General features: G+C 37.9%; 28 protein-coding genes and 1 other annotated feature. Of the genes, 1 reads left to right on the plus strand and 27 read right to left on the minus strand.

Features of this window, described 5'->3' with window-relative positions:
- Position 1: 1 nt before the first annotated feature.
- Complete coding sequence (locus NSQ95_RS11490; RefSeq protein ID WP_340883170.1) at positions 2-1,210, minus strand: LysM peptidoglycan-binding domain-containing protein; 1,209 nt, start codon at positions 1,208-1,210, stop codon at positions 2-4.
- A 136-nt stretch (positions 1,211-1,346) separates the two neighbouring features.
- On the opposite strand from NSQ95_RS11490, the gene NSQ95_RS11495 reads away from it, so the two are divergent.
- Entirely contained in the window at positions 1,347-1,877 is a 531-nt protein-coding gene (locus NSQ95_RS11495; RefSeq protein ID WP_340883169.1) for a transcription repressor NadR, read from the plus strand.
- A gap of 205 nt (positions 1,878-2,082) precedes the next feature.
- Here the strand turns inward: NSQ95_RS11495 and pheA are convergent, their stop codons facing one another.
- From pheA to NSQ95_RS11625, 26 genes are all read right to left on the minus strand, one after another.
- Positions 2,083-2,961, minus strand: coding sequence for a prephenate dehydratase (pheA, locus tag NSQ95_RS11500; RefSeq protein WP_340883168.1), 879 nt, complete (start codon positions 2,959-2,961; stop codon positions 2,083-2,085).
- A gap of 13 nt (positions 2,962-2,974) precedes the next feature.
- Positions 2,975-3,430, minus strand: a complete 456-nt coding sequence (locus NSQ95_RS11505; protein WP_169359905.1) for an ACT domain-containing protein — start codon at positions 3,428-3,430, stop codon at positions 2,975-2,977.
- A 15-nt stretch (positions 3,431-3,445) separates the two neighbouring features.
- The gene (obgE, locus tag NSQ95_RS11510) at positions 3,446-4,735 is read right to left on the minus strand and encodes a GTPase ObgE (protein WP_169359904.1); all 1,290 of its coding nucleotides are present in this window, start codon (positions 4,733-4,735) and stop codon (positions 3,446-3,448) included.
- A gap of 5 nt (positions 4,736-4,740) precedes the next feature.
- Complete coding sequence (locus tag NSQ95_RS11515) at positions 4,741-5,274, minus strand: Spo0B domain-containing protein (RefSeq protein WP_342559651.1); 534 nt, start codon at positions 5,272-5,274, stop codon at positions 4,741-4,743.
- A 139-nt stretch (positions 5,275-5,413) separates the two neighbouring features.
- Positions 5,414-5,704 (minus strand): 50S ribosomal protein L27, encoded by a 291-nt coding sequence (rpmA, locus tag NSQ95_RS11520; RefSeq protein WP_144535725.1) that lies wholly within the window; start codon positions 5,702-5,704, stop codon positions 5,414-5,416.
- A gap of 12 nt (positions 5,705-5,716) precedes the next feature.
- Positions 5,717-6,052, minus strand: a complete 336-nt coding sequence (locus NSQ95_RS11525) for a ribosomal-processing cysteine protease Prp (RefSeq protein WP_340883165.1) — start codon at positions 6,050-6,052, stop codon at positions 5,717-5,719.
- 1 nt (position 6,053) lies between these two features.
- Positions 6,054-6,362: a 50S ribosomal protein L21 gene (gene rplU / locus NSQ95_RS11530; protein ID WP_142538629.1), complete on the minus strand. Its 309-nt coding sequence runs from the start codon at positions 6,360-6,362 to the stop codon at positions 6,054-6,056.
- A 14-nt stretch (positions 6,363-6,376) separates the two neighbouring features.
- Positions 6,377-6,456 (minus strand) — a sequence feature (ribosomal protein L21 leader region).
- Positions 6,457-6,507: 51 nt separating this feature from the next.
- Positions 6,508-7,104, minus strand: a complete 597-nt coding sequence (locus tag NSQ95_RS11535; protein WP_342559652.1) for a site-2 protease family protein — start codon at positions 7,102-7,104, stop codon at positions 6,508-6,510.
- The gene (locus tag NSQ95_RS11540) at positions 7,094-7,642 is read right to left on the minus strand and encodes a hypothetical protein (protein ID WP_342559653.1); all 549 of its coding nucleotides are present in this window, start codon (positions 7,640-7,642) and stop codon (positions 7,094-7,096) included. Before NSQ95_RS11540 ends, NSQ95_RS11535 begins: the two co-directional genes overlap by 11 nt.
- An 891-nt stretch (positions 7,643-8,533) precedes the next feature.
- Positions 8,534-9,334: a septum site-determining protein MinD gene (minD, locus tag NSQ95_RS11545; RefSeq protein ID WP_169359899.1), complete on the minus strand. Its 801-nt coding sequence runs from the start codon at positions 9,332-9,334 to the stop codon at positions 8,534-8,536.
- Position 9,335: 1 nt separating this feature from the next.
- The gene (minC, locus tag NSQ95_RS11550; RefSeq protein ID WP_169359898.1) at positions 9,336-10,007 is read right to left on the minus strand and encodes a septum site-determining protein MinC; all 672 of its coding nucleotides are present in this window, start codon (positions 10,005-10,007) and stop codon (positions 9,336-9,338) included.
- Between the two features lie 37 nt (positions 10,008-10,044).
- Positions 10,045-10,572 carry a rod shape-determining protein MreD gene (mreD, locus tag NSQ95_RS11555; RefSeq protein WP_169359897.1) on the minus strand — a complete coding sequence of 176 codons (528 nt, stop codon included), beginning with the start codon at positions 10,570-10,572 and terminating at the stop codon, positions 10,045-10,047.
- The gene (gene mreC / locus NSQ95_RS11560; protein WP_169359896.1) at positions 10,569-11,480 is read right to left on the minus strand and encodes a rod shape-determining protein MreC; all 912 of its coding nucleotides are present in this window, start codon (positions 11,478-11,480) and stop codon (positions 10,569-10,571) included. Before mreC ends, mreD begins: the two co-directional genes overlap by 4 nt.
- Positions 11,481-11,493: 13 nt before the next feature.
- Positions 11,494-12,513 (minus strand): rod shape-determining protein, encoded by a 1,020-nt coding sequence (locus NSQ95_RS11565; RefSeq protein ID WP_169359895.1) that lies wholly within the window; start codon positions 12,511-12,513, stop codon positions 11,494-11,496.
- Positions 12,514-12,605: 92 nt separating this feature from the next.
- The gene (radC, locus tag NSQ95_RS11570; protein ID WP_342559654.1) at positions 12,606-13,304 is read right to left on the minus strand and encodes a DNA repair protein RadC; all 699 of its coding nucleotides are present in this window, start codon (positions 13,302-13,304) and stop codon (positions 12,606-12,608) included.
- On the minus strand, positions 13,301-13,903 hold the full coding sequence (locus NSQ95_RS11575) for a Maf family protein (RefSeq protein ID WP_342559655.1): 603 nt from the start codon (positions 13,901-13,903) through the stop codon (positions 13,301-13,303). Before NSQ95_RS11575 ends, radC begins: the two co-directional genes overlap by 4 nt.
- A gap of 93 nt (positions 13,904-13,996) precedes the next feature.
- The gene (locus tag NSQ95_RS11580; protein ID WP_340883161.1) at positions 13,997-14,653 is read right to left on the minus strand and encodes a hypothetical protein; all 657 of its coding nucleotides are present in this window, start codon (positions 14,651-14,653) and stop codon (positions 13,997-13,999) included.
- A gap of 86 nt (positions 14,654-14,739) precedes the next feature.
- Positions 14,740-15,495, minus strand: a complete 756-nt coding sequence (locus NSQ95_RS11585) for a prepilin peptidase (protein WP_342559656.1) — start codon at positions 15,493-15,495, stop codon at positions 14,740-14,742.
- A 9-nt stretch (positions 15,496-15,504) separates the two neighbouring features.
- Entirely contained in the window at positions 15,505-17,064 is a 1,560-nt protein-coding gene (locus NSQ95_RS11590) for a sensor domain-containing diguanylate cyclase (protein ID WP_342559657.1), read from the minus strand.
- Between the two features lie 42 nt (positions 17,065-17,106).
- Positions 17,107-17,829 (minus strand): hypothetical protein, encoded by a 723-nt coding sequence (locus tag NSQ95_RS11595; protein WP_342559658.1) that lies wholly within the window; start codon positions 17,827-17,829, stop codon positions 17,107-17,109.
- Positions 17,826-18,413, minus strand: coding sequence for a hypothetical protein (locus NSQ95_RS11600; protein ID WP_342559659.1), 588 nt, complete (start codon positions 18,411-18,413; stop codon positions 17,826-17,828). The genes NSQ95_RS11595 and NSQ95_RS11600 overlap by 4 nt, the downstream gene beginning before the upstream one ends.
- A 2-nt stretch (positions 18,414-18,415) precedes the next feature.
- Positions 18,416-19,393, minus strand: coding sequence for a pilus assembly protein PilM (gene pilM, locus NSQ95_RS11605; RefSeq protein ID WP_342559660.1), 978 nt, complete (start codon positions 19,391-19,393; stop codon positions 18,416-18,418).
- Positions 19,394-19,510: 117 nt separating this feature from the next.
- Positions 19,511-20,026, minus strand: coding sequence for a type II secretion system protein (locus NSQ95_RS11610; protein WP_342559661.1), 516 nt, complete (start codon positions 20,024-20,026; stop codon positions 19,511-19,513).
- Positions 20,027-20,058: 32 nt separating this feature from the next.
- The gene (locus NSQ95_RS11615; RefSeq protein ID WP_342559662.1) at positions 20,059-21,264 is read right to left on the minus strand and encodes a type II secretion system F family protein; all 1,206 of its coding nucleotides are present in this window, start codon (positions 21,262-21,264) and stop codon (positions 20,059-20,061) included.
- Complete coding sequence (locus NSQ95_RS11620; protein ID WP_342559663.1) at positions 21,264-22,304, minus strand: type IV pilus twitching motility protein PilT; 1,041 nt, start codon at positions 22,302-22,304, stop codon at positions 21,264-21,266. The genes NSQ95_RS11615 and NSQ95_RS11620 overlap by 1 nt, the downstream gene beginning before the upstream one ends.
- 10 nt (positions 22,305-22,314) lie before the next feature.
- Complete coding sequence (locus NSQ95_RS11625; protein ID WP_342559664.1) at positions 22,315-23,979, minus strand: ATPase, T2SS/T4P/T4SS family; 1,665 nt, start codon at positions 23,977-23,979, stop codon at positions 22,315-22,317.
- Positions 23,980-23,992 lie beyond the last annotated feature (13 nt).

Raw genomic sequence — 23,992 nt, forward strand, 5'->3', positions numbered from 1 at the left:
TTTAAAAGTGTCTATGAGGATATGGTGGGCAATGAAAATTTGGTTGGTAAAAATGTTGTGGAGGGCAAGGATAGCCACCTAAATATGGGTTGTGTGCATACATTTCTGGCTGAGCATGGTTAGAGCCTCCACATGATGAACATTGGACCTGATTATATGCAGGATACTGTTGAAATTCCGGCTGAGCATATGCTTGGTGAGCTTGTGGCTGCTGAGTATGTTGCATATAATCATAAGCCATTTCCATTGCAGACGATGGATCCTCTACAAACATTTGCATTACCTGTTCATGAACATTTTCTTCCACTTGCATACGTGGATGACTAGGTGTTGCACTAAAGTGTACCTGACCCTCCGCTTCCATAGTCGTCGATTCAATTAGCATCCAGTTATTTGGCGATGGCATTTCAAATTCTGGCTTAGACATCATATGCATTGGAGCAGATGTCGTTGGTTGAACAGCCATTGGTTGCATATGCGGTAAATAGTGTACAGGATAATCTGGCGGACATGGCATCGGTGGGCAAGGCATTGGTGGACATGGCATTGTGTATACTGGTTGGTGCATTGGTGGACATGGAATTGGTATAGGCATTGGCATCGGATGTACCTGAATTGGTTGTACTGGTTGTTGAATTGGTTGTTGAATTGGTTGAACTGGTTTTGGAGCTGGAACTGGAACTGGTTTAGGTTGAGCTATTGGCTTAGGTGCTGGTGTAGGTTTCGGTGCAGGTTTTGGTACTGGTTTTGGCGCGGGAGCTGGTGTGGGTTTGGATTCGCGAATTGGAATCGGAATTGGGATTGGGATTGGAATCGCTTTTGGTTCCGCCTTAGGTTGAATTGGTGGCATGGTAGGCATAGTCTGAATAGGTTCCGCTTTTTGTATAGGTGGTACTTGTGGTGCTGGTTGAGCTTTAGGTGTCGGCGCTACTTGAGCTGGCTGAGCTTTTTGCATATGTTTAAGGTTTCCATCGTAAGGCTGCGCCGTTCCATCCCCCATCATCCCCTTTTTGTTGGGACGATTATCTCCGTACGGATGTACCATAGTCTCTGCCTTTTTAGTTTCTGGGATGAAGATTTTCATGCCAGGTACTATATATTCTGGATTTGCTAAATGAGCGTTAATCTTTTTTAAATCATCAAAAGAAACTCCATACTCTCTGGAGATTTTCCAAAGGGTGTCACCCTTTTTGACAATATGAATTTGCAAAGTCTTCCTCCTTCCTTCACATTAAAATATGTGTAACATCAAAAATTGGTCACAGATTTTAAAACAATGTTACTTCCCTTCATGATAAACTTATGAATAGTAACTATACCGTTATGCAAGATTGGAGGGATTTACATTGAAAAAATTAAAAGGGGCAGCGCGAAGAGAATGGATCTTGACTTATTTAAAGGAACAGAACTCCCCAATCACTGGAGCTGATCTTGCGAAGCTAACTAATGTAAGTAGGCAGGTTATCGTCAGTGATATCACTTTACTAAAAGCTATTAACCATCCTATTTTGTCTACCAGTCAAGGTTACATCTTACTACCCAATCAAGAGGAAAGTAACTTTGTAAAAAGAAAAATTGCCTGTAATCATAAGTCAGAAGATACGAAAGACGAGTTACTCACATTAGTGGATGCAGGTGTCACAGTGGAAAGTGTAACTGTAGAGCATCCGGTTTATGGAGAAATCACCTCCTCTATCATGGTTTCTAATCGCCATGATGTTGAAAACTTTTTAAAAAAAGTCCAAGAAACAGAGGCATCTTTTTTATTAGAGCTAACTGCTGGACTTCACATTCATTTGTTATCTGCTCCAAATGAAGAGGTATTACAACGAGGAATCGAAGCAATACGAGAAAAAGGCTATGTGTTCGAGGGTTAATATTCATTAAGAAAAGCGCAAACGCCTATGTCTGCCCCGACAGGCAAATGGGGAAATGCGAGGAGGCAGCTCCTCAGCCACCGCAAACGCTTCTGTTTGCTACGAGCTTGCGCAGGAGCAGTGTTTCCCCATTTGACCCCGAGGGGCAAGGCGGTGGAGCTAGACATTAATTTATCCACAGATTAGATAAAAAAGCGGAAGCATCTCAGTTAGAGGTTGCTTCCGCTTTTGTTTCATATGTATAGTAGGAGCCGAGTGATTTTACTTCACACCCTAAAGCTATTAGCTCTTCCATCGCACCTTTCATCATAGGTGCTTTTTCATTTTCAAGCACATCGATAATAAAAAAGTACTGTCCTAGACCCGTCTTCAACGGACGAGATTCAATTTTACTTAAGTTCAGCTGACGCCAAGCGAATACGGAAAGCACTTGATGTAAAGCACCAGATCGGTCATCTTTTGGCAATGTAATCATAACCGTCGTTTTAATTTGTCCGTTATGACCTATTTCTTCAATACTTGTTTTCGTCTTTGAAAGGACAAAGAAACGAGTATGGTTAAAATGGAAATCATGAATATTTTGTTCCACGATTTTCAGCCCATATTCTTCAGCAGCTGAAGTATTAGCAATTGCCGCAATACATTGATCACTGTGCTCCGAGACATATTTGGCTGCCGCTGCTGTTGAGGATGCTTGCTCAAGTGGCACCTTACCAAATCGGTAATACAAATATTTATGACACTGGGCCAAAGCATGAGGATGGGAGTAAATGTTTGAGATCTCTTCCCATCTTTTTTCATTATTTGGATGAACCATTAAATGCTGTGCTATCGGTGATAGAATTTCTGCAATAACAAAGACGTTAGCTTCGTGAAACAAATAATCTATTGTTAAAGGAACCGTCCCTTCTAGCGCATTTTCTAATGGCACTACTGCTATTTCAACTTGACCGTTGCTCACCATCTCAATACACTCTGGAATCGTACGGATAGGTAACAATGGTGCCTCTGGAAATAATGCCTGTGTTGCTAAGTGGGTAAAAGATGCCTCAGGTCCAAGAAAAGCAACTTGGTGATTAATCATACACAAACACTCCTTAAAAAGCACCAGAACTAATTATTTCTGCTGATTCTACAAAGTCTAGTCGCTTCATTTCGTTTATAAACTCGTCTAATTCCTTTGCCATGGCTGTTACATCCAATGACAATGTCACGCTAGCTCGTCCCTGTATCGGGATCGTTTGGTGAATTGTTAAGACATTGCAAGCATAATCAGCCACTAGGGATAATAATCGTGCAAGCGTTCCTTCTCGGTCCTCTAACTGTAAAAAAACAGTTAAGATTCTTTCTTGTACAATAGAATGGAACGGAAAAACCGCATCACGATATTTGTAAAAAGCACTACGCGATAAATCGACTTCTTTCACAGCATCCCAAATCGAAGAAACTTTCCTCGATTGAAGGAGATGCTTAGCTTCTAAAGTTTTTTGCATTGCTTCTGTCAACACATCTTCTCTCACTAGAAAAAATCGTTGGCTTGTAACATCCTTCATGCGGTTCCCATCTCCCTATTCGATAAATTCAAACTCGAATTGTAATAGTCGTACAGTATCTCCATCTTTTGCACCACGTGTACGAAGAGCATCATCGATACCCATTCCACGTAATTGTCTAGAAAATCTGCGGATAGAATCTTCTCGACTGAAATCTGTCATTTTAAATAATCTTTCTACAGTTCCACCAGAAAGCACGAATGCACCATCGTCATCTCTAGAAATAACAAAGTCATCCTTAGAAGCTTCATGCTTGTACATGACAGATGTTTCTGTTTCTTCTTCTTGCATATGCTCTAATGGATACTCAGGAGCATCTTCTAAGATATCAGCTATAGCAAAGAGTAATTCCTGTAATCCTTGACGAGACACTGCAGAAATAGGGAATATTTTTGCATCTGCTCCCACTTTTTCTTTAAATGCTTTTAGGTTTTCCTCTGCTTCAGGCATATCCATTTTGTTTGCTACTATAATTTGAGGACGTTCAGTCAAACGTAAATTATATTGTCTTAACTCCTCATTAATCGTTACATAATCCTCGTAAGGCTCGCGACCTTCCATGCCAGACATATCAATAACATGTACAATTACACGAGTACGTTCGATATGACGCAGGAATTGATGTCCAAGGCCTACACCTTGATGAGCACCTTCGATAAGTCCCGGTAAATCAGCCATTACAAAGCTACGGTGATCTTCCGTTTCTACTAACCCTAAGTTAGGTACAATGGTTGTAAAATGATATGATGCTATTTTAGGCTTAGCAGCTGATACTACAGAGAGTAATGTAGATTTACCAACGCTTGGGAAGCCTACTAGTCCTACATCAGCTAACACTTTTAACTCTAAAACAACGTTTAACTCGTTTCCTGGTTCTCCTTTTTCGGATAACTCAGGTGCTGGATTCGCTGGTGTTGCAAAACGTGAATTTCCGCGTCCGCCTCGTCCACCTTTAGCGATAACAGCTCTTTGTCCATGCTCAACTAGGTCAGCGATAACTTGTCCAGTTTCCTCGTTCATCACTACAGTGCCTTCTGGTACTTTAACAATTAAATCATCCGCGTTTGCACCGTGCATATTCTTACTACCACCGTGTACTCCTCGGTTCGCTTTAAACTGTCGCTTATATCGGAAATCCATCAAAGTACGTAATCCTTCATCTACTTCAAAGACTACATTACCTCCATTTCCTCCATCGCCCCCAGCGGGACCTCCCATAGGAACATACTTCTCACGACGGAAACCGACCATACCATCTCCGCCATCTCCACCTTTTACATACACCTTTACGTGATCGACAAACATTTATTTCACTCCAATCTTTCCTTTGCAACTAACTTAAATTGCAGGTATCCTACTGTGTTGTTCAGTCTTTCCATAGTAAATAATTCATGATTCGAATATTCTATCCAAGAGAATGGAGACCAATCTCCATTTACTTCAATTATAACTTCAAGTAATTCATTTGAATGGATATGAACCTTTAGAATCTGTTCTTGATAGCCTTGCAGCTTAGGATAAATAGTTTGCACAAAGCAATCGAGAATATTTTCTAATTCATAATCGAACATTTCTAATCCACGTTTTGACACAGATGTTTGAATTTCTAAAGTCATCTGACCATACGTTATAGGAAACGTTTGCAGCCATTCATTCGTCTTTAACAATCCTAAATTGTTTAAATCGAAGAATTGGGCGCACTTCTTTGAATACCTATGAATTAATTGTTTAGCCTCTTCGGGTCTACCGATATCCAAATTCATTTGAATTAAATGCATATGATTTAAAAAATCATGCAGGGAATGACGAAGTACTTCGTTAATTGATATATTTTTAGGATTCATATTAGTATACACGCTCCAACGTTTACTATCCTTCTAGTATAACAGGTATAGAATTATTTTGTGCAGGAGTATGATTACTTTTTTGTTATTTAAGAAAATAAAAAAGGACTGCATAAATGCAGTCCTCTTATTTTGTAAATTAAGCTTCTTGAGCTACAGGATATACACTTACTTTTTTCTTGTCGCGGCCGAAACGCTCAAAGCGCACTACACCGTCAACTTTCGCGAAAAGTGTGTCATCTCCACCACGGCCAACGTTTTCACCTGGGTGAATTTTTGTACCGCGTTGACGGAATAAAATTGATCCGCCTGATACGAATTGTCCATCAGCACGTTTAGCGCCTAGACGTTTCGATTGAGAGTCACGACCATTTTTAGTCGAACCTACTCCTTTTTTCGATGCGAAAAACTGAAGATCTAATCTTAACATATGTTCCACCTCCTACTTTTTGAAGGTTATTTTTATATACTTAGCGTAATCTTGCTCAATCGTTTGTAAAGATACAATCATTGACTCCAATATTAACTGCATGCTTGCAGCTTTTTCAGAGCTTTCAATGCTAGGTACTTCAACGTATAAATACCCTCCGTCACCCTTTTGCTTAATAATAGGAGTAATTTTTGTAAGTGAGATAATGGCATTCACTGCACCAAATGATACAGCAGAAGCTCCTGCACAAACTAAATCCTTCCCATGTTCAGCAAAATCAGCATGTCCTTTCATTTCAAAGGAATGAATAAGACCTGATTGATCTCGTGTAACAGTCACTTTAATCATATTATAAGCTAATAGATTCTACTACTAATTTAGTATATGGTTGACGGTGACCTTGTTTTTTACGATAGTTCTTTTTAGCTTTGTATTTGAAAACGATGATTTTTTTAGCTTTGCCGTTTTTTACAACTTTCGCTGTAACTTTAGCACCTTCCACGAATGGAGCACCAACTTTAACATCATTCCCACCTACGAATAAAACTTTATCAAAAGTTACAACTTCATCAGCGTTTACATCTAATTTTTCAATATAGATTTCTTGCCCTTGTTCAACTTTGATTTGTTTACCACCAGTTTCAATAATTGCGTACATTTACCTGCACCTCCTCTTAGACTAAGACTCGCCTTACAAAAGGTGATTCGATCACTCGAATGCTTGAACCTTTTCAGAGCGGTTGTAGCAACGGGTGCTGCTACAAACAATAACATTAAAATGTTAACACATATAAAAAATCGAGTCAAGCGTTTTTCGTCATTCGATCAAATGCTAGCTTGTACTTTCTAAATCTCCAAGAAGAATAATTTTGTATAGCAACAAATAAAAAGATTAGCGATACAAATAAACCTTTAGGAAAGTAGTACAGACTGGTATAAAAGATTAGCATACTGATCCATAGAGAAAAACTGACTAACTCGATATAAAAGTTCGGAAATATTGAATAGATAACGCGTCCGCCATCAAGTGGATAAATAGGAAGTAAATTTAATCCTAGGATTACTAGCTGCGTATAGGTAAGTAGCTCCACCTGTGGAAAATGCAAAATTAGACTTAATAAAAGAAGTAACAAAGTAACAAATGGTCCTCCAAAAATAACAACAAGTTGCTCTCTCTTTTCCCATTTAGAAAATTGTTCGATTTTAATTTCTCCTCCATACGGGAGAATCGTACATGAATATATTTTCCCACCAACTAGCTTTGCAGCTCCTAAATGACCTAATTCATGTAAGATGAGAGAGCCGAAAACGATAGCATAAACTGCAATCTCTCCAGATAAATAGAAAAAAAGAAGAAAGGGGATCATAATCGGATGTATACGGAAAAGCCTATTCTTCATAGTTTAAAGCTAGCCAGTCAACGATTTCCGTCGTATCTAATACTTCCCCATCCTTCTCTACTTGCACATACAGTATATCTCGCTTTACTGATGCAAATATTTCTCCAGCGCTTACAGAAGTATACGGTAGCTGGAAGAAATCCTTCACAAATCCATAAGTAACTGTTTCTCCATTGTCGTATAAAATAGATATAGTCTTGCCAGTTTTCTTTTTGTAGCCAGTAAATATAATCAGACCATTTTCAGAAGCTCCAATTTCCTGTGAAGCAGAGAGCGACAGGACTGCCCCCTCACTATATGGTTGAATAGTGCTGTACTCCAGTACTGGATTTTCTAAAAGCGGTCCACTCACTGTGACTACTTCCTCGTTTGGGGTAATCCAATCTCTTACTTTTTGATACATTTCTGTAGGCTTTTGAGGAGCTAAAAGTTTAGACGCATAGTTAGTAGACAGTGCATCATTTTCTTCTAATTTGTCCATCGCGATAAAAGTAAATACTAATAGAAATGCAAGAACCCATTTTCTTTTCGATAGCATAACATTCCCCCTAAAAAAATATATGACTATCTGTCCCATTTCATGATAGAAAAATGGAATTGCTTATTAATTTAACTGTTCTTGTTTAAGAGATAAAGGTCATTTATGAAATTAATAGGGAGTAGACATTGATTTACGTTCCAGACGGGCGGTTTCCGCCGGCATGGCCTCAGCCTCCTCGTCGCTGGGGTCTTCGCTTAATGCTTTTCCGGCTGGAGGAGTCATCGTCTTCCATTTCAATCAAAAACTAGGGAGGTTTTTGATAAGGCAAGCTTGCTTCTATTTATAAATTTATCTATTTTATATACTTTTAAAAAGATAAATAGCGATCAAACTTTGATTTACGTTCCAGACGGGCGCTTTCCGCCGGCATGGCCTCAGCCTCCTCGTCACTGTGTTCCTGCGGGGTCTTCACCTCATGCTATTCCGGCTGGAGTCGCCATCTTCCACTGCAATCAAGAACTAGGGAGGTTTTTGATTAGGTAAGCTTGCTTCTATTTATGAATTTATTTATTTTATATACTTTTAAAGAAATTAAAAGCGAGTAGACTTTGATTTGCGTTCCAGACTGGCGCTTTCCGCCGGCATGGCTTCAGCCTCCTCGTCGCTGTGCTCCTGCGGGGTCTTCACCTCATGCTATTCCGGCTGGAGTCGCCGTCTTCCACTTCAATCAATTAGTATCTTCTATACGATTAATAACATATGATCGGTTCGAAAAGTAAAATCTGTAAGTCGATTTGGTAAGTTTAAAATTAGTAAGAACACGCAGAGCAATTCGCCTTTATGAAAAAGAGTGTGTTGTTTTAAGCTATCAGGAAATAAACAAAGAAAGAAGGCACTTTCTGTTCAAAATAGAACAGAGAGTGCCTTCTTATAATGTCTCTTATTTTTTTATTTAGCAAAAATAGATTTTAATTTAGAAATAACGCCTTTTTTAGGGGTATCCATTGACATAAGTGGTACGGATTCTCCTAGAATGCGTCTTGCAATGTTTCGATAACCAAGTGCAGCACGGTTAGATGGGTCCATTACTACAGGCTCTCCTTTATTGGAAGATGTAATAACATTCTCATCATCAGCTATGATACCTAATAAATCGATGGATAAATGCGTTGTAATTTCATTGATATCTAACGCGTCTCCACTTTGCATAAGATGCTGGCGGATCCGATTGATAATTAATTTTGGAGGATCGATAGCTTCCTCTTGCTCCAACAAGCCGATTATTCGGTCTGCATCACGCACGGCTGAAATTTCAGGTGTCGTGACAACAATTGCTTTGTCAGCACCTGCAATTGCATTCTTATATCCCTGTTCAATACCAGCAGGGCAATCTATTAATACATAGTCATAATCTCGTTTAAGCTCCGTTACCAGTTCTCTCATCTGTTCAGGGTTGACTGCATTTTTATCCGTTGTTTGTGCTGCTGGCAATAGGTAAAGTTTATCCTCAAAACGTTTATCCTTTACTAATGCCTGGTGAATCTTACAGCGTCCTTCCACAACATCTACTAAATCATAAATAATTCTATTTTCAAGTCCTAGAACAACGTCTAAGTTTCTAAGACCTATGTCTGTATCCATTAAACAAACTTTCTTACCTTGCAAAGCCAATGCAGTACCAAGGTTAGCAGTGGTCGTCGTTTTACCGACTCCTCCCTTACCTGAAGTTATTACGATTGCTTCTCCCACATTAGCTTCCTCCTTTAAATGTCGATAAATTTGGTCTTATTAATCTAAGCTCCTGTAAACGGTCAATTGCGATAGAGCCATTAGTATGTAAATAAGCACATTCCATTTCGGGTTGCTCCGATAAGACACTTAACTCATCCGTCATCGTTTCTATAACATTATCAATTATTAGATGGGTTGCCTCTAGCCAGGAAGCAGCGATGACTGCATTTTTATTGCCATTTGAACCAGCATGTGCGATGCCCTTTAACCTTCCAAGCACAAACACATTTCCTCCGGCTACTACTCGTCCATTCGGATTGACATCTCCAATGACCACGAGGTCGCCCACAGCTTTGATGACTTGTCCAGACCTTACAATCCCAACATATGTCTCTGACTGATTTTCTAATAATCTTCTATTACAATCTTCAACGGTCATTACTTCACTCTGTATTTTAGAAACACGGAGATGTGCCGTCTGTTGTACACAATTTATAATTTCTTTTGCCTGTTCGTCATTACAATATCGATATCCAAGTTGTAAGAGTACTTCTGCCTGGCCTTCAAAACCTTCATCAGAAACCTTTTTCGTTAATTCTTCTAAAAGTTCTGTGTATGAACACTGATCGTCTAAACGTAATACAAGGCCCTCTTTCGTTCCTTTAATCGATATTAACTGCTTTTTCGTCAATCAAGTCACCTCAGATCTACTGTGAAACCAAAAAATATTATTTTTGAAGAAGTAATGCTTTTTGATTAAAACGGTATAGAAGAATATATTTAAATAACCATCCGAACATCAATATAAAGATGAGGTTCGCCAACATTGTTGGTAAAAGATTATGTTCATAAAAACTACTAAATGTCATGATTTTAATACCAATTGCTGTATAGAAAAAGAACAGCAATGTCTCTACTACTGCCACTAAAACTAGCGACAAGATAGTAGCTACCAGCAAGTGTTGGTGTATAAATTTTACTATAAAACTTGCTACCAAGCACATTAATGGGTAAATAAAAGAATATAATCCAATAATATCAATGAAAAAGACATCGTACAAGAGCCCAAACAACAATCCATATAACATTGCCCTTTTTTTATCATAATAAATAGAAACAAAAATCAAATATATAATTAAAAACCTTGGTACTAGTGTATAAAGTTCATTATTTAGCTCAATTGGCGAGAAAAGACCAAAAATCGGTTCCATATAAAATAATAGAACCGAAATGAGCACTACTAGATATCGCATCATGAGCCATCCCCTGCCTCTTTCTCGGCAGCCAAGTCAGCCTCCGTATTAGCACCATCAGAACCATCTACTCCGTTCATAGAACGATTTGCGATGATTACATGGTCCAATATAGAGAAGCTTGCCTCTGGTTTAATGTAAGCGAGTTTAGTCAAACCATAATCATCTGTGGTAACCTCAGTTACCTCACCAACTAAAATTCCTTTTGGGAATATTCCACCCAAGCCTGAGGTAGTGACTTTCTGCCCTTTTTTCACCTCAAACTCCGAATCAATTCTCTTCAGAACTAATTCTTTTCGTTCTTCGTCAAAGCCTTCTATTAATCCAAACACTTCTCCCTCTTCGCTTGCAATGACAGCTGATACACGATAATTCGGGTTTTGTGTAGATAAAAGCTCAACCGTAGAGGTATATGGAGTAGTTAAAATGACCTTACCAATTAGACCTTTGGCAGTCATTACGGCCATATTTGCTTCTACTCCATGAATTTCTCCCCGATTAATGATTATTTTCTCTTCCCATTGATCGGGATTACGAGCAATAACCGTTGCTTGGATAGGGTTGAAATCACGAAGATCTTCTTTTTTATCAACTATTTCTTGTAATTCTTTTTTTTCGAGCTTTAAATCATTTACTTCTGCTTGTAAGGAGGCATAATCTTCTAATCTTGCTTTCAATCTTTTGTTCTCATCATATGTATTAAGTAAAGAATCTATATTATTAAAAACACCCGTTACATATTGAGTAGGTTTGGAAAACAACGTTTGTCCAAACCCGACTACATCTTTTACTAATTGTTCTGGCAATGATGCATGATTTCGATCGCGCAATGTAAAGCTGATAAGTGCCACAAGAAAAATCATCCCTACAAGTAGCAAGATTAATCGCTTATTTGAAAAAAACTGTGGCATATCTCACTTCCCCTTAACCTTTTGTTTGTTGACGTTTCAATAATCCCATATGATCTAACGCTTTACCAGTTCCGATTGCAACACAATCTAATGGGTTTTCAGCGATAAATACAGGCATATTCGTTTGATCACTAATTACTTTGTCCAGGTTACGAAGTAAAGCTCCACCACCTGTAAGCATAATGCCGCGCTCCATTACATCTGCTGAAAGCTCTGGAGGAGTCTGTTCTAACGTTTTCTTCACTCCATCAATGATAGACGCAATAGATTCACGCAATGCATTTGCGATCTCTTTTGATGATATTTCAATTGTTTTTGGTAACCCCGTCACAAGGTCACGTCCACGAATATCCATAGACTCTTCTGCTTCCATAACACGTGCAGATCCAATTTCCATCTTGATTGCCTCTGCAGTACGTTCACCGATTGTTAGGTTATACGTCTTACGAACATAGCTTGTAATTGCTTGGTCCATTGCATCCCCGCCAACACGAACGGATTCACTCGTTACTACTCCACCAAGAGAAATAACAGCAACTTCTGTAGTTCCTCCACCTATATCAACGACCATACTTCCAGTAGGTTCCCAAACTGGCAGATTAGCTCCGATGGCAGCTGCAAACGGCTCTTCGATAGTCAATGCTTCACGAGCTCCTGCTTGCTTAGCAGCATCAATTACAGCGCGTTGTTCTACTGAAGTAATACCAAAAGGTACGCAAATCATGACATTGGGCTTGCTCCAAGACATTCCTGATGACTTCATCGCATTTTTCAAATAGTATTCTATCATGGCTGAGGTAGTATCAAAATCTGCGATAACCCCATCCTTCATTGGGCGAATCGCCACAATAGAACCGGGAGTACGGCCAATCATATTTTTTGCATCGTTACCTACTGCAACAATGTCACCGTTTTGTACGTTTTTTGCTACTACGGAAGGCTCTCTTAAAACGATGCCCTTCCCTTTGATGAAAACAAGCGTATTCGCTGTTCCTAAGTCTATTCCTACATCTCTTGATCCAAATCCAAACACTATTTTTTACTCCCTTTCTAATCTAAACAAGTTTCACTTATTTTTTAAGTAATAACACTTATTATAACGGAAAGAAAGAAAAATGCACAGTGTCACATATACCCCTTTTCTTTTAAACTTATAAATTGATGGTCCCCTATGATTACATGGTCAAGAAGTTCAATACCCATAAGCTCTCCCGCCTCCATTAACCGTTTCGTTACATCTATGTCTTCAGTCGAAGGAGAAGGGTTTCCTGAAGGATGGTTGTGAGCACAAATAATGGATGCAGCGGAACGTTTTACCGCTTCTCTAAATATTTCCCTAGGATGAACGATGGAAGCGTTTAAAGACCCGATAAATATCGTTTGCTTGTGTAGTATTTGATTTTTTACATTTAGGAATAATGTTACGAAGTGTTCTTGCGTGAGGGAGGTCATATCTGGCATTAAATAAGTGGCTGCGTCACTCGGGGATCTAATTGTAAACTTCTCATTAGTTTTTTGCTGCGATAATCTTTTTCCTAGCTCGACCGCTGCTAGAAGTTGGACAGCCTTTGCTTGGCCAATTCCTTTAACCGTCATCATTTCTTCCAGCGTAGCATTTTTTAACTCTTGAATCTGTTCAAAAAAACCCAAAACTCGATTGGCAAGATGAAGAACAGACTCTTGCTTCGTTCCAGTACGAAGCAAGATTGCAAGTAGTTCTTGGTTTGATAAGCTTGAGGCACCTTGTCTAATCAGTCTCTCTCTTGGTCTGTCCGCTATATGTACATCTCGGATCATTAGAGCGGGAGAAATTTTAGCACTCATTCAGAAGTCTCCTTTTCTAACTGGATGACTTTCAATGTTAAAAGCGTCTGGAACAAACGACCTAGCGGTAATCCGACTACATTATTGTAATCGCCAGTGATTTTTTCAACGAACATTCCACCCATTGTTTGTATACCGTAAGCGCCTGCCTTATCGAGTGAATCTCCACTAGCAACATAAGCATCTATCTGTTCTTCTGTCAGTTCGTAAAATTGCACGGCAGTAGTTTCGGTAAAGCCAATAGAAATACCTGCTCCTTGGATGGATACTCCTGTGATCACCCGGTGCTCTTGACCAGAGAGTGCTTGAAGAAACTCTTTTGCCTGATTAGAATCAACAGGCTTAGTTAATAGTTTTTCGCCCAAATATACAGTAGTATCCGCGGCTATAATGATGGCATCTTCATTTCCTAGTACTATTTCATCTGATTTTTTGGTCGCTATCGCAAGTGTAAATTCCTCTGGAGATAGCTCCTGTTCGATTTCCTCGGATACACCAGAGGCTTGTATTTCAAATGGGATCCCTAATCTACCAAAAAGCTCTTTTCTTCTTGGTGACTCGCTTGCTAGAATAATTCTGTTATTTGATGTTATTTTCATTGAAATTCCCCCTTTTCCTAAGCATACAAAAGAATGGAGAAAATGAAAATTGTGTTAAAAACGTGACTATTTGATTTTGGGCTGTTTTCTTATTTAAAAATTTAATTTTACACAATCGTTCTGTTCTAAATAGTGCGTAAAAACATGCAGTCGAATGACTGATGGACTGTCCGAAAACGTTGTGATAGCTTGAACAATTGTAGCTAGATCATCGGGATATTTCTCCTTACTGGCAATGGAGTCAAAAAAATTTTTAGACAAATTTTCCTCAGTTAATAATGTCATCATGTTTTTAACTTTTGGATTCTCACAGCTGCTAGTAGACACATAAAAATTTTTTATAAAGGATGGCAATGCTTCTGTGCTAACAGCAGCAGTTTCTTTTACGTATAAATCACTCCAAATATAAAACTGTCCTTCTGCCTGAATAATACCGGCGCGTTCTAGTGAGGGTTCAACTGCCATAAAAGAAATGGCACTTTCTTTTGTAGAGAACATTCCATATTGCTTGGCCTTGAAAGTTAGGGACGGCTCCGTAGATGTCTCTACCTTTTCTCCTCCCGTTTCCTTTCCATTTTCGGTAGCCGGCTTTTCCGTATTCTTATCTCCACTTGCCTCCCCTTCAACCTTCCGATCGTTAGCTATATTTAATAACAACCCAAACAATAAAACCCCGACAACTCCTATAACAAGCCCTTGTAGTCCAGCCATTAAAATCATTTTCTTAGGATTTTTTTTTCGAAATGGCATAAATTCACCTCTTTTTTCACCACTTTACCATTCCCCAATTAAAAAAGGACAAGACCTTTGTCGGCTTGCCCTAAAAACTTATCGAGTTAAAAAAACAAATTAATATACAAGTCGACAATTGCTTGACCATAGAAAAAAGAAATTATCGCTGCGATTGCTATAGAAGGTCCAAATGGAATAGGAGTTTTCCTTCCCTGCTTGGATATTTTCAACGTAATAATACCCACTACCGTTCCTATAACAGAGGCTAAAAATAATGTCACTAAGGTGGATACCGTTCCTAACACGACACCAATAACAAAGAAAAGCTTGATATCACCTCCACCCATGCCACCTTTCGACACCATAGCGACTAAGAGTAATATTCCAAATCCAACAATTGCTCCGACTGCACTGTCCCACCAAGGAGTTAAAGGTGAGATAATGCGACCAATAATTAGTGGAATTAAAAAGAATAAAAGTATTTTATCAGGGATGAGCATATACGCAATATCGGAAACTGTAATGATAATTAATAAAGAAATAAAAAATAGTGAAACAAAGAACTCCCACGTAAAACCTAGTTGGAAGTATGCAAATGTGAATAATACGCCTGTAGTTAGCTCGATGACTGGGTAAACCCAATGGATTTTAGTACCACATCCGCGGCACTTTCCCTTCAAAAAAACATAGGATAAGACCGGCACCAAGTCTTTAGCCGTTAAATTGCGGTCACATATCGTGCAATGAGAAGGCGGACGAACAATAGATTCACCTTTCGGCACCCTTAACCCCACAACATTATAAAAAGAGCCAAGCACTAAACCATATATAAATACAAATATTGCGATTACGATTTCCATTCAAACACCTTATTTCCTACTTTTTAAACTTTCTTTATCAGCATACATATTGAGGTCAGCTACATGAAAAAGATCCTCAAAGGAACCTCCCTGCTCAGGGCAGTAGGCTATCCCAATACTTGGTATAACCTTGATATGGATATCGTTATAAATAAAGTTTTTTTCCTTAAATGTCATTCTTAATTGAGATAGCCATCCATCAAAGTCTTCACGGGTTTTAAAGTCATCCAAAAATAGAACAAACTCATCTCCACCAAAACGGGCTACCAAATCGGTTTTGTTCGTTGCATCTTTTAAAACTTCAGCAGTATACTGCAGGACTTGATCCCCGACCGAATGACCAAAGCTATCGTTAATAATCTTAAATTGATTTAAATCTAGTAAAACAAAGTATGCCTCTCCAACGTCCTTCTGCGACAGTTCTACTAATTTTTTGTTAATATGCGTGACAAAAAAAGCTCGATTATGTAAATCGGTCAGGACGTCATGATAGGCCATATGCATAATCATTTTTTCCTTTTCAACCTCGCTCGTGACATCTCTAAGCATAGCGTAGTAGATTCTTTCCTTTCCAGTAACCACGTACTTGGCATCTATGGAGATGTGTATTCGTCCATCAAGGTATAGATTGTCTAGCGCCAAAGAATAGTCTCGTAAAGTACCTTTTAGCTGAAGTTGTTCAATTAGTTTCCGGAGAAGCTTTTTATTATGCTTGGTCCGCGCATATTTCATCAAATTCATATCCGTAGGATCACTGATATTCAACAGAAACTTACCTTGCTTGTTTATTTCTAAAATATCCAAGTTATTATCTAATATCATGATTGGTATGGGACTGATATCAAATAAGGTTCGATACCGCCGAGAAATGTTTGGCAGTAAATCGTTATGCAGGAAGGAAAAAGATATAAAAATTGAGAAAACAATTCCTTCGATCAGGAATGTATAGGGAGGTATATGTTCACCGAAATTTAGATAACCCATGGACGCCTTTAAAGTAAACACAACCAATGTACAAACGATTAAAAACTTTAATAGCTTTCGTTGCTGTAAATTCACGGTCTTTCGCAAACCTATCATTAAAATAAAAACCATCATAATATTCAACATAGCAGATGACGTCAAAACAATATAATATTCCTCATTATAAATAGGCACGTACCAGAAGCCCCTCGACTCGTGAGAAATAAATGGAATGGTCCTCCAATGTAAAATTTGAGCCACTAGCATGATCAAAAAAGGCACATAAAAGACAACAGGATACACGATGCGTGGGATATATATGTACAAGTTGGAAACGTGTATATACAAATGGAGAGTAAGACACACCACCAACAAACCAATTAAACCAAGTCCAATACCAGAAACGGTTGAACTATATTCAATCGGTAACAGGTGCCGAAAAAACTCCCCAAAGTAAAGGAAACTGTAGGCCACTAAAATAGCCGTAATCAATCTATTTTCCAATCTCCTGGACTGCTGTATTAGCACCACACAAGCTAAGCCAAACAAATATAAAGCCGGCATAATATACACGGCTAGATAAATACACAATTGAGATATCGACATAGATAGACTCCCTATCTAGTTATATTTTAAATGTTAGATGAATCATTCCTTATGAAAGAAAGTAGTTAATTGAATGGTGGCTGAGGTAGCAGTAGGTAATTCTTCATCTAGCAGCTCTTGTTCCCCAGGAGCATTCATAGTAATTTGATCTACTCTCAAGACTCGCTCTAAATTTTCAATTTCTTCTATTAAAAGAACTAAATGTTCATAGTTTTTAGTTTGGACTGATACATTGAAGGTAATTAGCTTTAAATTAGCTGGTAAGGGTGCATCAGCCACTGGAGAACTAGGAGGCTCCTCTATTGTGCCTTCAGCTTCATCTGTTGATTCTGATTCTCGTTCAGTTTGTACATCCTCTTCTGTTTGAGTCGTGTCCTCTTCTATACTATCTTCTTGATACAACTCTAATTGCATTTGATCAAGTATCCCATCATAATTATTAAATTCTATAGCTTCAATCTTAGAGTCACTAATCAATTCCACTTGCTCTAAAGATAGCAATAGTTCATCTAGTTCTCGTTCGTATGGAACTTTAGACTCTAAGGCAAATACATTATCAACCTTTACATCTGAAGCTTGAAACGAATCATATTGTTCTTTTAAGGAAGCCACTTCCCCCTGAAGTACTTCGACAGAGATTTCTTTCGAATATTTTTCATCCTTTAGTGGAGAAATAATAAAATAATAGATAGCAAATAACAATAACAAGATAAGGGCCCCTGTTATTAAATAAGCATTTCTTTTATTGCTAACTAATTCATTCAAGGAGTTCCACCCCCATTTCTTAAGTAACCTGTATCTATTTCTAAAGTTAATGTAGCTGAATACCTAGGAATTATATTAAAATGCACTTCATTGTTATCAGTATCATTACTTGGGTTGAAATTACTGATATTTTCTATCTTAGCATCTGTAAAATACTCACTTTCCAATAGATTGGTAACTAAATAGGAAAGAGAACTTAATGTTTCAATATCGACTACTAAAGTCATTCCTTGTTCTAAAAACCCATACTGTCGTAAGTATGTATGTTCCTCTATTAAAGCGTCTACTTCTATAAGTAAAGGGCTAACAGGATAAGAAATATTCTCTGCAAAAGCAACAGAGGAAGGAAAATCTCCTTCCGATGAAAGATCCACAGTAGACATATAATCTGCTATGTCCGTCTTTTCTTCTATAGAGTAAATTTCTTCATTTTCCAAAAGCTCTATATCACCCTTTAAACTCATGTATTGAATAAAAAACCACAAAAGAACTGTTACAATTAAAATAATACCAATTACTAAGATTAGCACGGAATTACTTTTTCTTCTTTCCATTTGAGGTAAGAGGTTTATTTTTGGAACCATGTTTATACCTCCCTATAAATAAGCCCAATCAGCGGAATATCCCTTGATTTGAAATTGGGGTGCGTCTTTTTTACCTTGGTGTCGTCAAAATGCTGGACAGGGGTAACTAAATTAGCTGTCATTTCTGAATAGATATATTCTATTTCAGGATTGTCCCCAAATATAAAAATTTCATCAACGGCTTTTTCTCCTTTATACAAAGAAAAACGGTAGAAGTTTAAAATACGGTCAACCTCTGCAATTTGATCGATGAGTTGCCCACGATATTCGTCAGCTTCTCCATTATATTCATATATGAATTCCTCACCCTTAGTCGCAATGATCCAATTAGAACGTTCTGTTTCTATAGATTGATAACGCAGGAATTCGACTTTACCACCCGAATAAATACTGATAGAAACTCCAGCAATAGACCATTCCATGATTAAGTAACTTTTAGTGCTTTCCATATTTTTTACTTCCTCAAAATATCGTATAGAAGCTAACGCTCTTATTTCTGCAATAGAGGGATGTAAAGACAAATCATCTAATAGACCAGCCATTTTAATAATTTCCTCAGAAGGAGCAGCAAACAGTGTCGCTTCCCCATCACCTTGTTTAAAGTCATAAACATCAAGTAATGGCTGAGAATATGGCAGATGAATAGATCTCCCAAGCTCCATTTCCACAAACCCCTTTAAATTCTCAGTCACAACATCATCTGGATGCTCAAAAGTTTTCATCATAACTGTACTTTCAGGAACAAAAAAACGAACATCTAAACGCTTCAACCCCCATTTTTCTAAGAGTTCCTTCATTAGCTCATAGAACGCCATCTCGTCTACTAATGTATCTCCGTCAAATATTCCATCCACTAAAAGAGATTGATAAATTACAGCATTTTCAATCTGGTTCGTGTTAATCACAACAGCTTTTATTAAAAACTCATTGATATCCATAACGACAAATCGATTGGATTTTTTCTTAAATCGATCAAACATGTTTTGTCTCCCCTATGTATAAGAATTAGTAACACTTTTCAACGAACGATAATCGTTTGCTCAAAAGTTTTACTAAAAGCTACAGCAGCGGGTGGCTGCTGTAGTGTGTTGATTCTTTTAAGACCCTGCTTTCGGGACACTTTTGCTGTTTGGATCACTACCTTTTTGTATATCTTTATTTATAATATCTAACGTTGCTTTGGTAAAAGTAACATTTTTATCTCCTGAGTAAGGTATCGCTCCTGTAGTAATAGAATTTGGACTTCCCTTAGCTACTGAAGCATCTGCTGGAATTTTCCCAGCCGATTCTAAATAATTTTTTTCTATTAAAACGCTCACTTTTACTGATACAACACCATCTGTAGCCTTCTCCTCGGGATTATCAATAAAATACATCTTCGCTGCATTCAATACATTTGTTGCATCTGCTTTTACTGCGCTATATCTACTATTTTCTATAATTCCACCGATTGCTGGAACTGCGATTGCTGATACTATTGCTAGGATTACGATTACTGCTAGTAATTCAACTAGCGTTAAACCTTTTTGATTTTTTAATAAGTGCTTCATCTTCTTCATTGAACTATCCCCTTTGTTTGTCATTTCATTTGATACATGTTGATTTATATCCATGACTTTTTCACCTCCTTTTAATGGATTTCTGTTTATATTTGTTCATACATACTAAACATAGGAATCATAATTGCCATTACGATTGTTCCGACGATACCTGCCAATAAAAGAATCATTAATGGCTCGATAAGAGATTTTAAACTATCGACTGTCCTATCTACGTCATCCTCATAGAAATCTGCAATTTTTTCTAACATATAATCTAGTGAACCCGTTTGCTCACCTATTGCCGTCATTTGTGAAACTAGTGGAGGGAAAATCCAGCTTTTCGATAATGGGGCAGATAATGTTCCACCTTTTTCTAGGCTCGATCGTGATTCTTTTACCACTTTTCCTACTACTGGATTACCAATTACTTTTTCCACAATCGTTAACGCCTGAAGGATTGGAACGGCACTACTGAATAAAGAAGATAGTGTCCGAGTCATTCTCGCTATGGCGGATTTTTGTAGTAGCTTACCAAATACCGGAACTCTTAAAAGAAACAAATGGACGGAATAGTTAAACCTCTCATTGTTTTTAAAGAAATAATGAAAGATAAAAACTACTAATATAATAATTAATAAAAATATATACCAGGATGATTGGAGGGATTCACTTAAACCCATTACTGCTTTTGTAATCAAAGGTAGTTCTGCTCCCATTTCATCAAACATGGACACAAATTGAGGGACAATCGTTAGCATTAAAAAGACCGAGACAATTAAGGTTAAACATAAAAGAATAATAGGATACGCTAATGTCGATTGAACCTTTTTCTTTAAATTGAATTGTTTTTCGTAGGAAAACGCTAAACGATCTAATGCTGAATCTAAGTTACCGGTAGCCTCACCAGCTTTAATCATATTGACAAATAATGCAGGAAAAACTTTTGGATTTTTTGAAGCTGCATCAGAAAAGGAAATACCCGAGCGAACATCTTCTTCGACTGCAAGCAATCCATTTTTTAAAGGCTTACTGGACGTTTGCTCGGCTAATATTTTCGTAGATTCTAGGATTGATACACCTGCACGAATAAGCGTTGCAAATTGTCTGCTATAAATGACAAAATCCTCATTTTTAACCTTGCCACCAAGCGATAATTCTTTATGAAGAATGCTTTTTGATTCATCGATTTCTCTAGCGTTAATGCCTTGAGATCGTAATTTACCAATGGCATCCTGCTTACTGGGTGCATCCACGATTCCTTTTTTTATCGTCCCTGTCGTTGTTCTCCCAACGTATTTATAAACAGTCATTAAAATTCACCTGCATTCATAAACGGCTTGGCTGCATCCAATGAGATTTGTTTTGAAACAAGGAGCTGCTGAATGGATGATTCCAGCGTATGCATCCCTAAAGCACGACTAGTTTGCATCACATTTTTTATTTGATGAATCTTCTCGTTACGAATAAGGTTTGCAACCGATGGGGTTTGTATTAGTATTTCTGTAGCTACAACCCTTCCTGATCCGTTAACCTTTGAGAAAAGACGTTGTGACACAATCCCCTGTAAAACATTCGCTAATTGGATACGAATTTGTCCTTGCTGATGAGGCGGAAAAACGTCAATAATACGATCAATTGTAGTTGGTGCGCTACTAGTATGCAATGTTGCCATTACTAAATGTCCCGTTTCAGCTGCTGTAATCGCCGTAGAGATAGTTTCTAAATCTCGCATTTCTCCTACTAGAATTACATCAGGATCTTGACGCAGCGCTGCACGCAATCCATTCGCAAAACTTTGGGTATCCGAACCAACCTCTCTTTGATTGACGATAGATTTCTTATGTCTATGAACATATTCAATCGGATCTTCAAGCGTAATAATATGTTTTGATTTTGTTGCATTAATATAATCAATCATCGCTGCTAGTGTTGTAGATTTCCCTGATCCGGTAGGTCCAGTGACAAGAATAAGGCCTTGTGGCTTGTCCGCAAGTGTGTAAAGGACGTTTGGCATTCCTAAATCTTCAACAGAAGGTATGATAGATTCAATAATTCGGATAGCAATGGCAACATTATTTTGTTGGAGATACGCATTGATTCGAAATCGGCAAAGGTCCTCTAACGCAAAACTAAAGTCTATCTCTCCTTTTTGAGAAAACTCATCCAGAGCATCCGTATCTAACAGATTTTCCAGCATTTTTTTAGTGTCATTATTCTGCAACTGGTAATCTCCAAAGTTTTCAAGCTTCCCATGAACTCTAAAAACCGGCGCTAGGCCAACTGTTAAATGAAGATCAGATGCTTTATCTTGATATGCTTTTTCCAATAAGTTAAAAATATTTAAATCCATCTCATTCACCTCAGTTAACAGTTGCTACTCTCAATACTTCCTCAGTAGTAGTTAGTCCGTCTCTAACCTTCATTAGCCCATCATCTAAAAGACTTAGAAAACCAGTTTCTTTCATATGACTTTTTAATACTGATGGGCTTTTCCCAGTTAAAATAATTTCTTTGACGTATTCATCTACTCGTAGGACTTCGTGGATTGCGAGTCTGCCCCGATAGCCAGTTTGATTGCAGGCTGGACAACCTTTCCCACGTCGAATCTTGTCTATCTCTATTCCTCTTTCCATGAAAATCTCTTTTTCTCTTACACTCGGAACTACACTTTCTCTACAATCTCTACATACTTTTCGAACAAGCCTTTGAGCTACTATGCCTACTAGCGAAGAAGATAATAAAAATGGCTCGATTCCCATATCCTTTAAGCGGGATACGGACTCTACCGCACTATTAGTATGTAGAGTGCTTAAAACTAAGTGACCAGTCAAAGAAGCTCTAACAGCTATTTGAGCAGTTTCAAGATCTCGAATTTCTCCAACCATCACTACATCGGGATCTTGTCGTAATATAGATCTTAATCCGACTGCAAACGTTAAATCTACTTCTTCGCGGACTTGAATTTGATTTATCCCATTTAACTGATATTCTACTGGGTCCTCTACAGTAATAATGTTAATATGCTCATCGTTCAGCTTGTTAAGTGCTGCATAAAGTGTAGATGATTTTCCGGATCCTGTTGGACCAGTTATTAAAACGATTCCGTTTGGATGTTCAATCATTTTGTTAAATGCAGCTAAGTTTTTATCACTAAAATTTAGTTTAGTAACATCATTTAAGGCATTAGTCATATCCAGTATCCGCATTACGACTTTCTCGCCGTAAATCGCTGGAAGAGTAGATAGACGAATATCAATCGACCTCATATTAACTGTAATTTTAATACGGCCATCCTGAGGTATACGATTTTCAGTAATATTAAGATTTCCCATAATTTTAATACGGGCCAGTACGACATTTTGCATGTATTTAGGAAGTGAACGCTCTGTTTTAAGCATCCCATCCACACGATAACGTACTCGCAATTCCGTCTCTTGAGGATCAAAATGTATATCGCTAGCTCTTTGAGCAACACCATTAGCTATGATTTGATTGACTAGGCGAACTATTGGCGAATCCTCGTCTGTTATTTGCGTATCGTTTTCCATTTCCTTTGGAGACATATCGATTAGCGCTTGCTCCATGGATTCCTGAAAATCATAATACTTTGTAATTGTGCGATATAAATCATCCTTAGCTGCAATGGCTGTCTCTATTTGACACCCAGTGGCCATACGTATTTCTTCGATAGCGAAATAATCCATCGGGTCTGCCATAGCAATCAATAATTTATTTTTCGTTTTTCTTAAAGGCATTACATTAGTTCGCTTTGCTAATTCCTTTGGAACCAATTGGATGAGTTCAGGATTTATAGAAAACTGGTTTAAATTCACATGCGGAATACCTAATTGAAATTCTAGAACTTCTATTAATTGTTGCTCTGTAATTAAGTTCTCACTAATTAAATAATCCCCAAGCTTCTCTTCTCGTTTTTTGTTTTTTAACGCATGATCAAGTTGAGTTGAAGTTATAACATGTGATTCAACTAGTAGGTCTCCTAATAATTTACGAGTCTTGCTTTTCATTTTTTCTCACCTC

It is taken from the genome of Psychrobacillus sp. FSL W7-1457 (assembly GCF_038593405.1).
Classification (GTDB): domain Bacteria; phylum Bacillota; class Bacilli; order Bacillales_A; family Planococcaceae; genus Psychrobacillus.

What these genes read in the sequence shown, in the direction of transcription:
- NSQ95_RS11625 (WP_342559664.1), bottom strand. Translation starts at nt 23,979, where the DNA reads ATGAAAAGCAAGACTCGTAAATTATTAGGAGACCTACTAGTTGAATCA.
- NSQ95_RS11540 (WP_342559653.1), bottom strand. Translation starts at nt 7,642, where the DNA reads ATGCTATCGAAAAGAAAATGGGTTCTTGCATTTCTATTAGTATTTACT.
- pilM (WP_342559660.1), bottom strand. Translation starts at nt 19,393, where the DNA reads ATGTTTGATCGATTTAAGAAAAAATCCAATCGATTTGTCGTTATGGAT.
- NSQ95_RS11610 (WP_342559661.1), bottom strand. Translation starts at nt 20,026, where the DNA reads ATGGATATAAATCAACATGTATCAAATGAAATGACAAACAAAGGGGAT.
- NSQ95_RS11615 (WP_342559662.1), bottom strand. Translation starts at nt 21,264, where the DNA reads ATGACTGTTTATAAATACGTTGGGAGAACAACGACAGGGACGATAAAA.
- NSQ95_RS11590 (WP_342559657.1), bottom strand. Translation starts at nt 17,064, where the DNA reads ATGTCGATATCTCAATTGTGTATTTATCTAGCCGTGTATATTATGCCG.
- rpmA (WP_144535725.1), bottom strand. Translation starts at nt 5,704, where the DNA reads ATGTTAAGATTAGATCTTCAGTTTTTCGCATCGAAAAAAGGAGTAGGT.
- NSQ95_RS11535 (WP_342559652.1), bottom strand. Translation starts at nt 7,104, where the DNA reads ATGAAGAATAGGCTTTTCCGTATACATCCGATTATGATCCCCTTTCTT.
- mreD (WP_169359897.1), bottom strand. Translation starts at nt 10,572, where the DNA reads ATGATGCGATATCTAGTAGTGCTCATTTCGGTTCTATTATTTTATATG.
- obgE (WP_169359904.1), bottom strand. Translation starts at nt 4,735, where the DNA reads ATGTTTGTCGATCACGTAAAGGTGTATGTAAAAGGTGGAGATGGCGGA.
- NSQ95_RS11585 (WP_342559656.1), bottom strand. Translation starts at nt 15,495, where the DNA reads ATGGAAATCGTAATCGCAATATTTGTATTTATATATGGTTTAGTGCTT.
- NSQ95_RS11515 (WP_342559651.1), bottom strand. Translation starts at nt 5,274, where the DNA reads ATGAATCCTAAAAATATATCAATTAACGAAGTACTTCGTCATTCCCTG.
- radC (WP_342559654.1), bottom strand. Translation starts at nt 13,304, where the DNA reads ATGAGTGCTAAAATTTCTCCCGCTCTAATGATCCGAGATGTACATATA.
- NSQ95_RS11580 (WP_340883161.1), bottom strand. Translation starts at nt 14,653, where the DNA reads ATGCCATTTCGAAAAAAAAATCCTAAGAAAATGATTTTAATGGCTGGA.
- pheA (WP_340883168.1), bottom strand. Translation starts at nt 2,961, where the DNA reads ATGATTAATCACCAAGTTGCTTTTCTTGGACCTGAGGCATCTTTTACC.
- NSQ95_RS11620 (WP_342559663.1), bottom strand. Translation starts at nt 22,304, where the DNA reads ATGGATTTAAATATTTTTAACTTATTGGAAAAAGCATATCAAGATAAA.
- mreC (WP_169359896.1), bottom strand. Translation starts at nt 11,480, where the DNA reads ATGCCACAGTTTTTTTCAAATAAGCGATTAATCTTGCTACTTGTAGGG.
- rplU (WP_142538629.1), bottom strand. Translation starts at nt 6,362, where the DNA reads ATGTACGCAATTATTGAAACTGGTGGTAAACAAATCAAAGTTGAACAA.
- NSQ95_RS11600 (WP_342559659.1), bottom strand. Translation starts at nt 18,413, where the DNA reads ATGGTTCCAAAAATAAACCTCTTACCTCAAATGGAAAGAAGAAAAAGT.
- NSQ95_RS11575 (WP_342559655.1), bottom strand. Translation starts at nt 13,903, where the DNA reads ATGAAAATAACATCAAATAACAGAATTATTCTAGCAAGCGAGTCACCA.
- NSQ95_RS11505 (WP_169359905.1), bottom strand. Translation starts at nt 3,430, where the DNA reads ATGAAGGATGTTACAAGCCAACGATTTTTTCTAGTGAGAGAAGATGTG.
- NSQ95_RS11525 (WP_340883165.1), bottom strand. Translation starts at nt 6,052, where the DNA reads ATGATTAAAGTGACTGTTACACGAGATCAATCAGGTCTTATTCATTCC.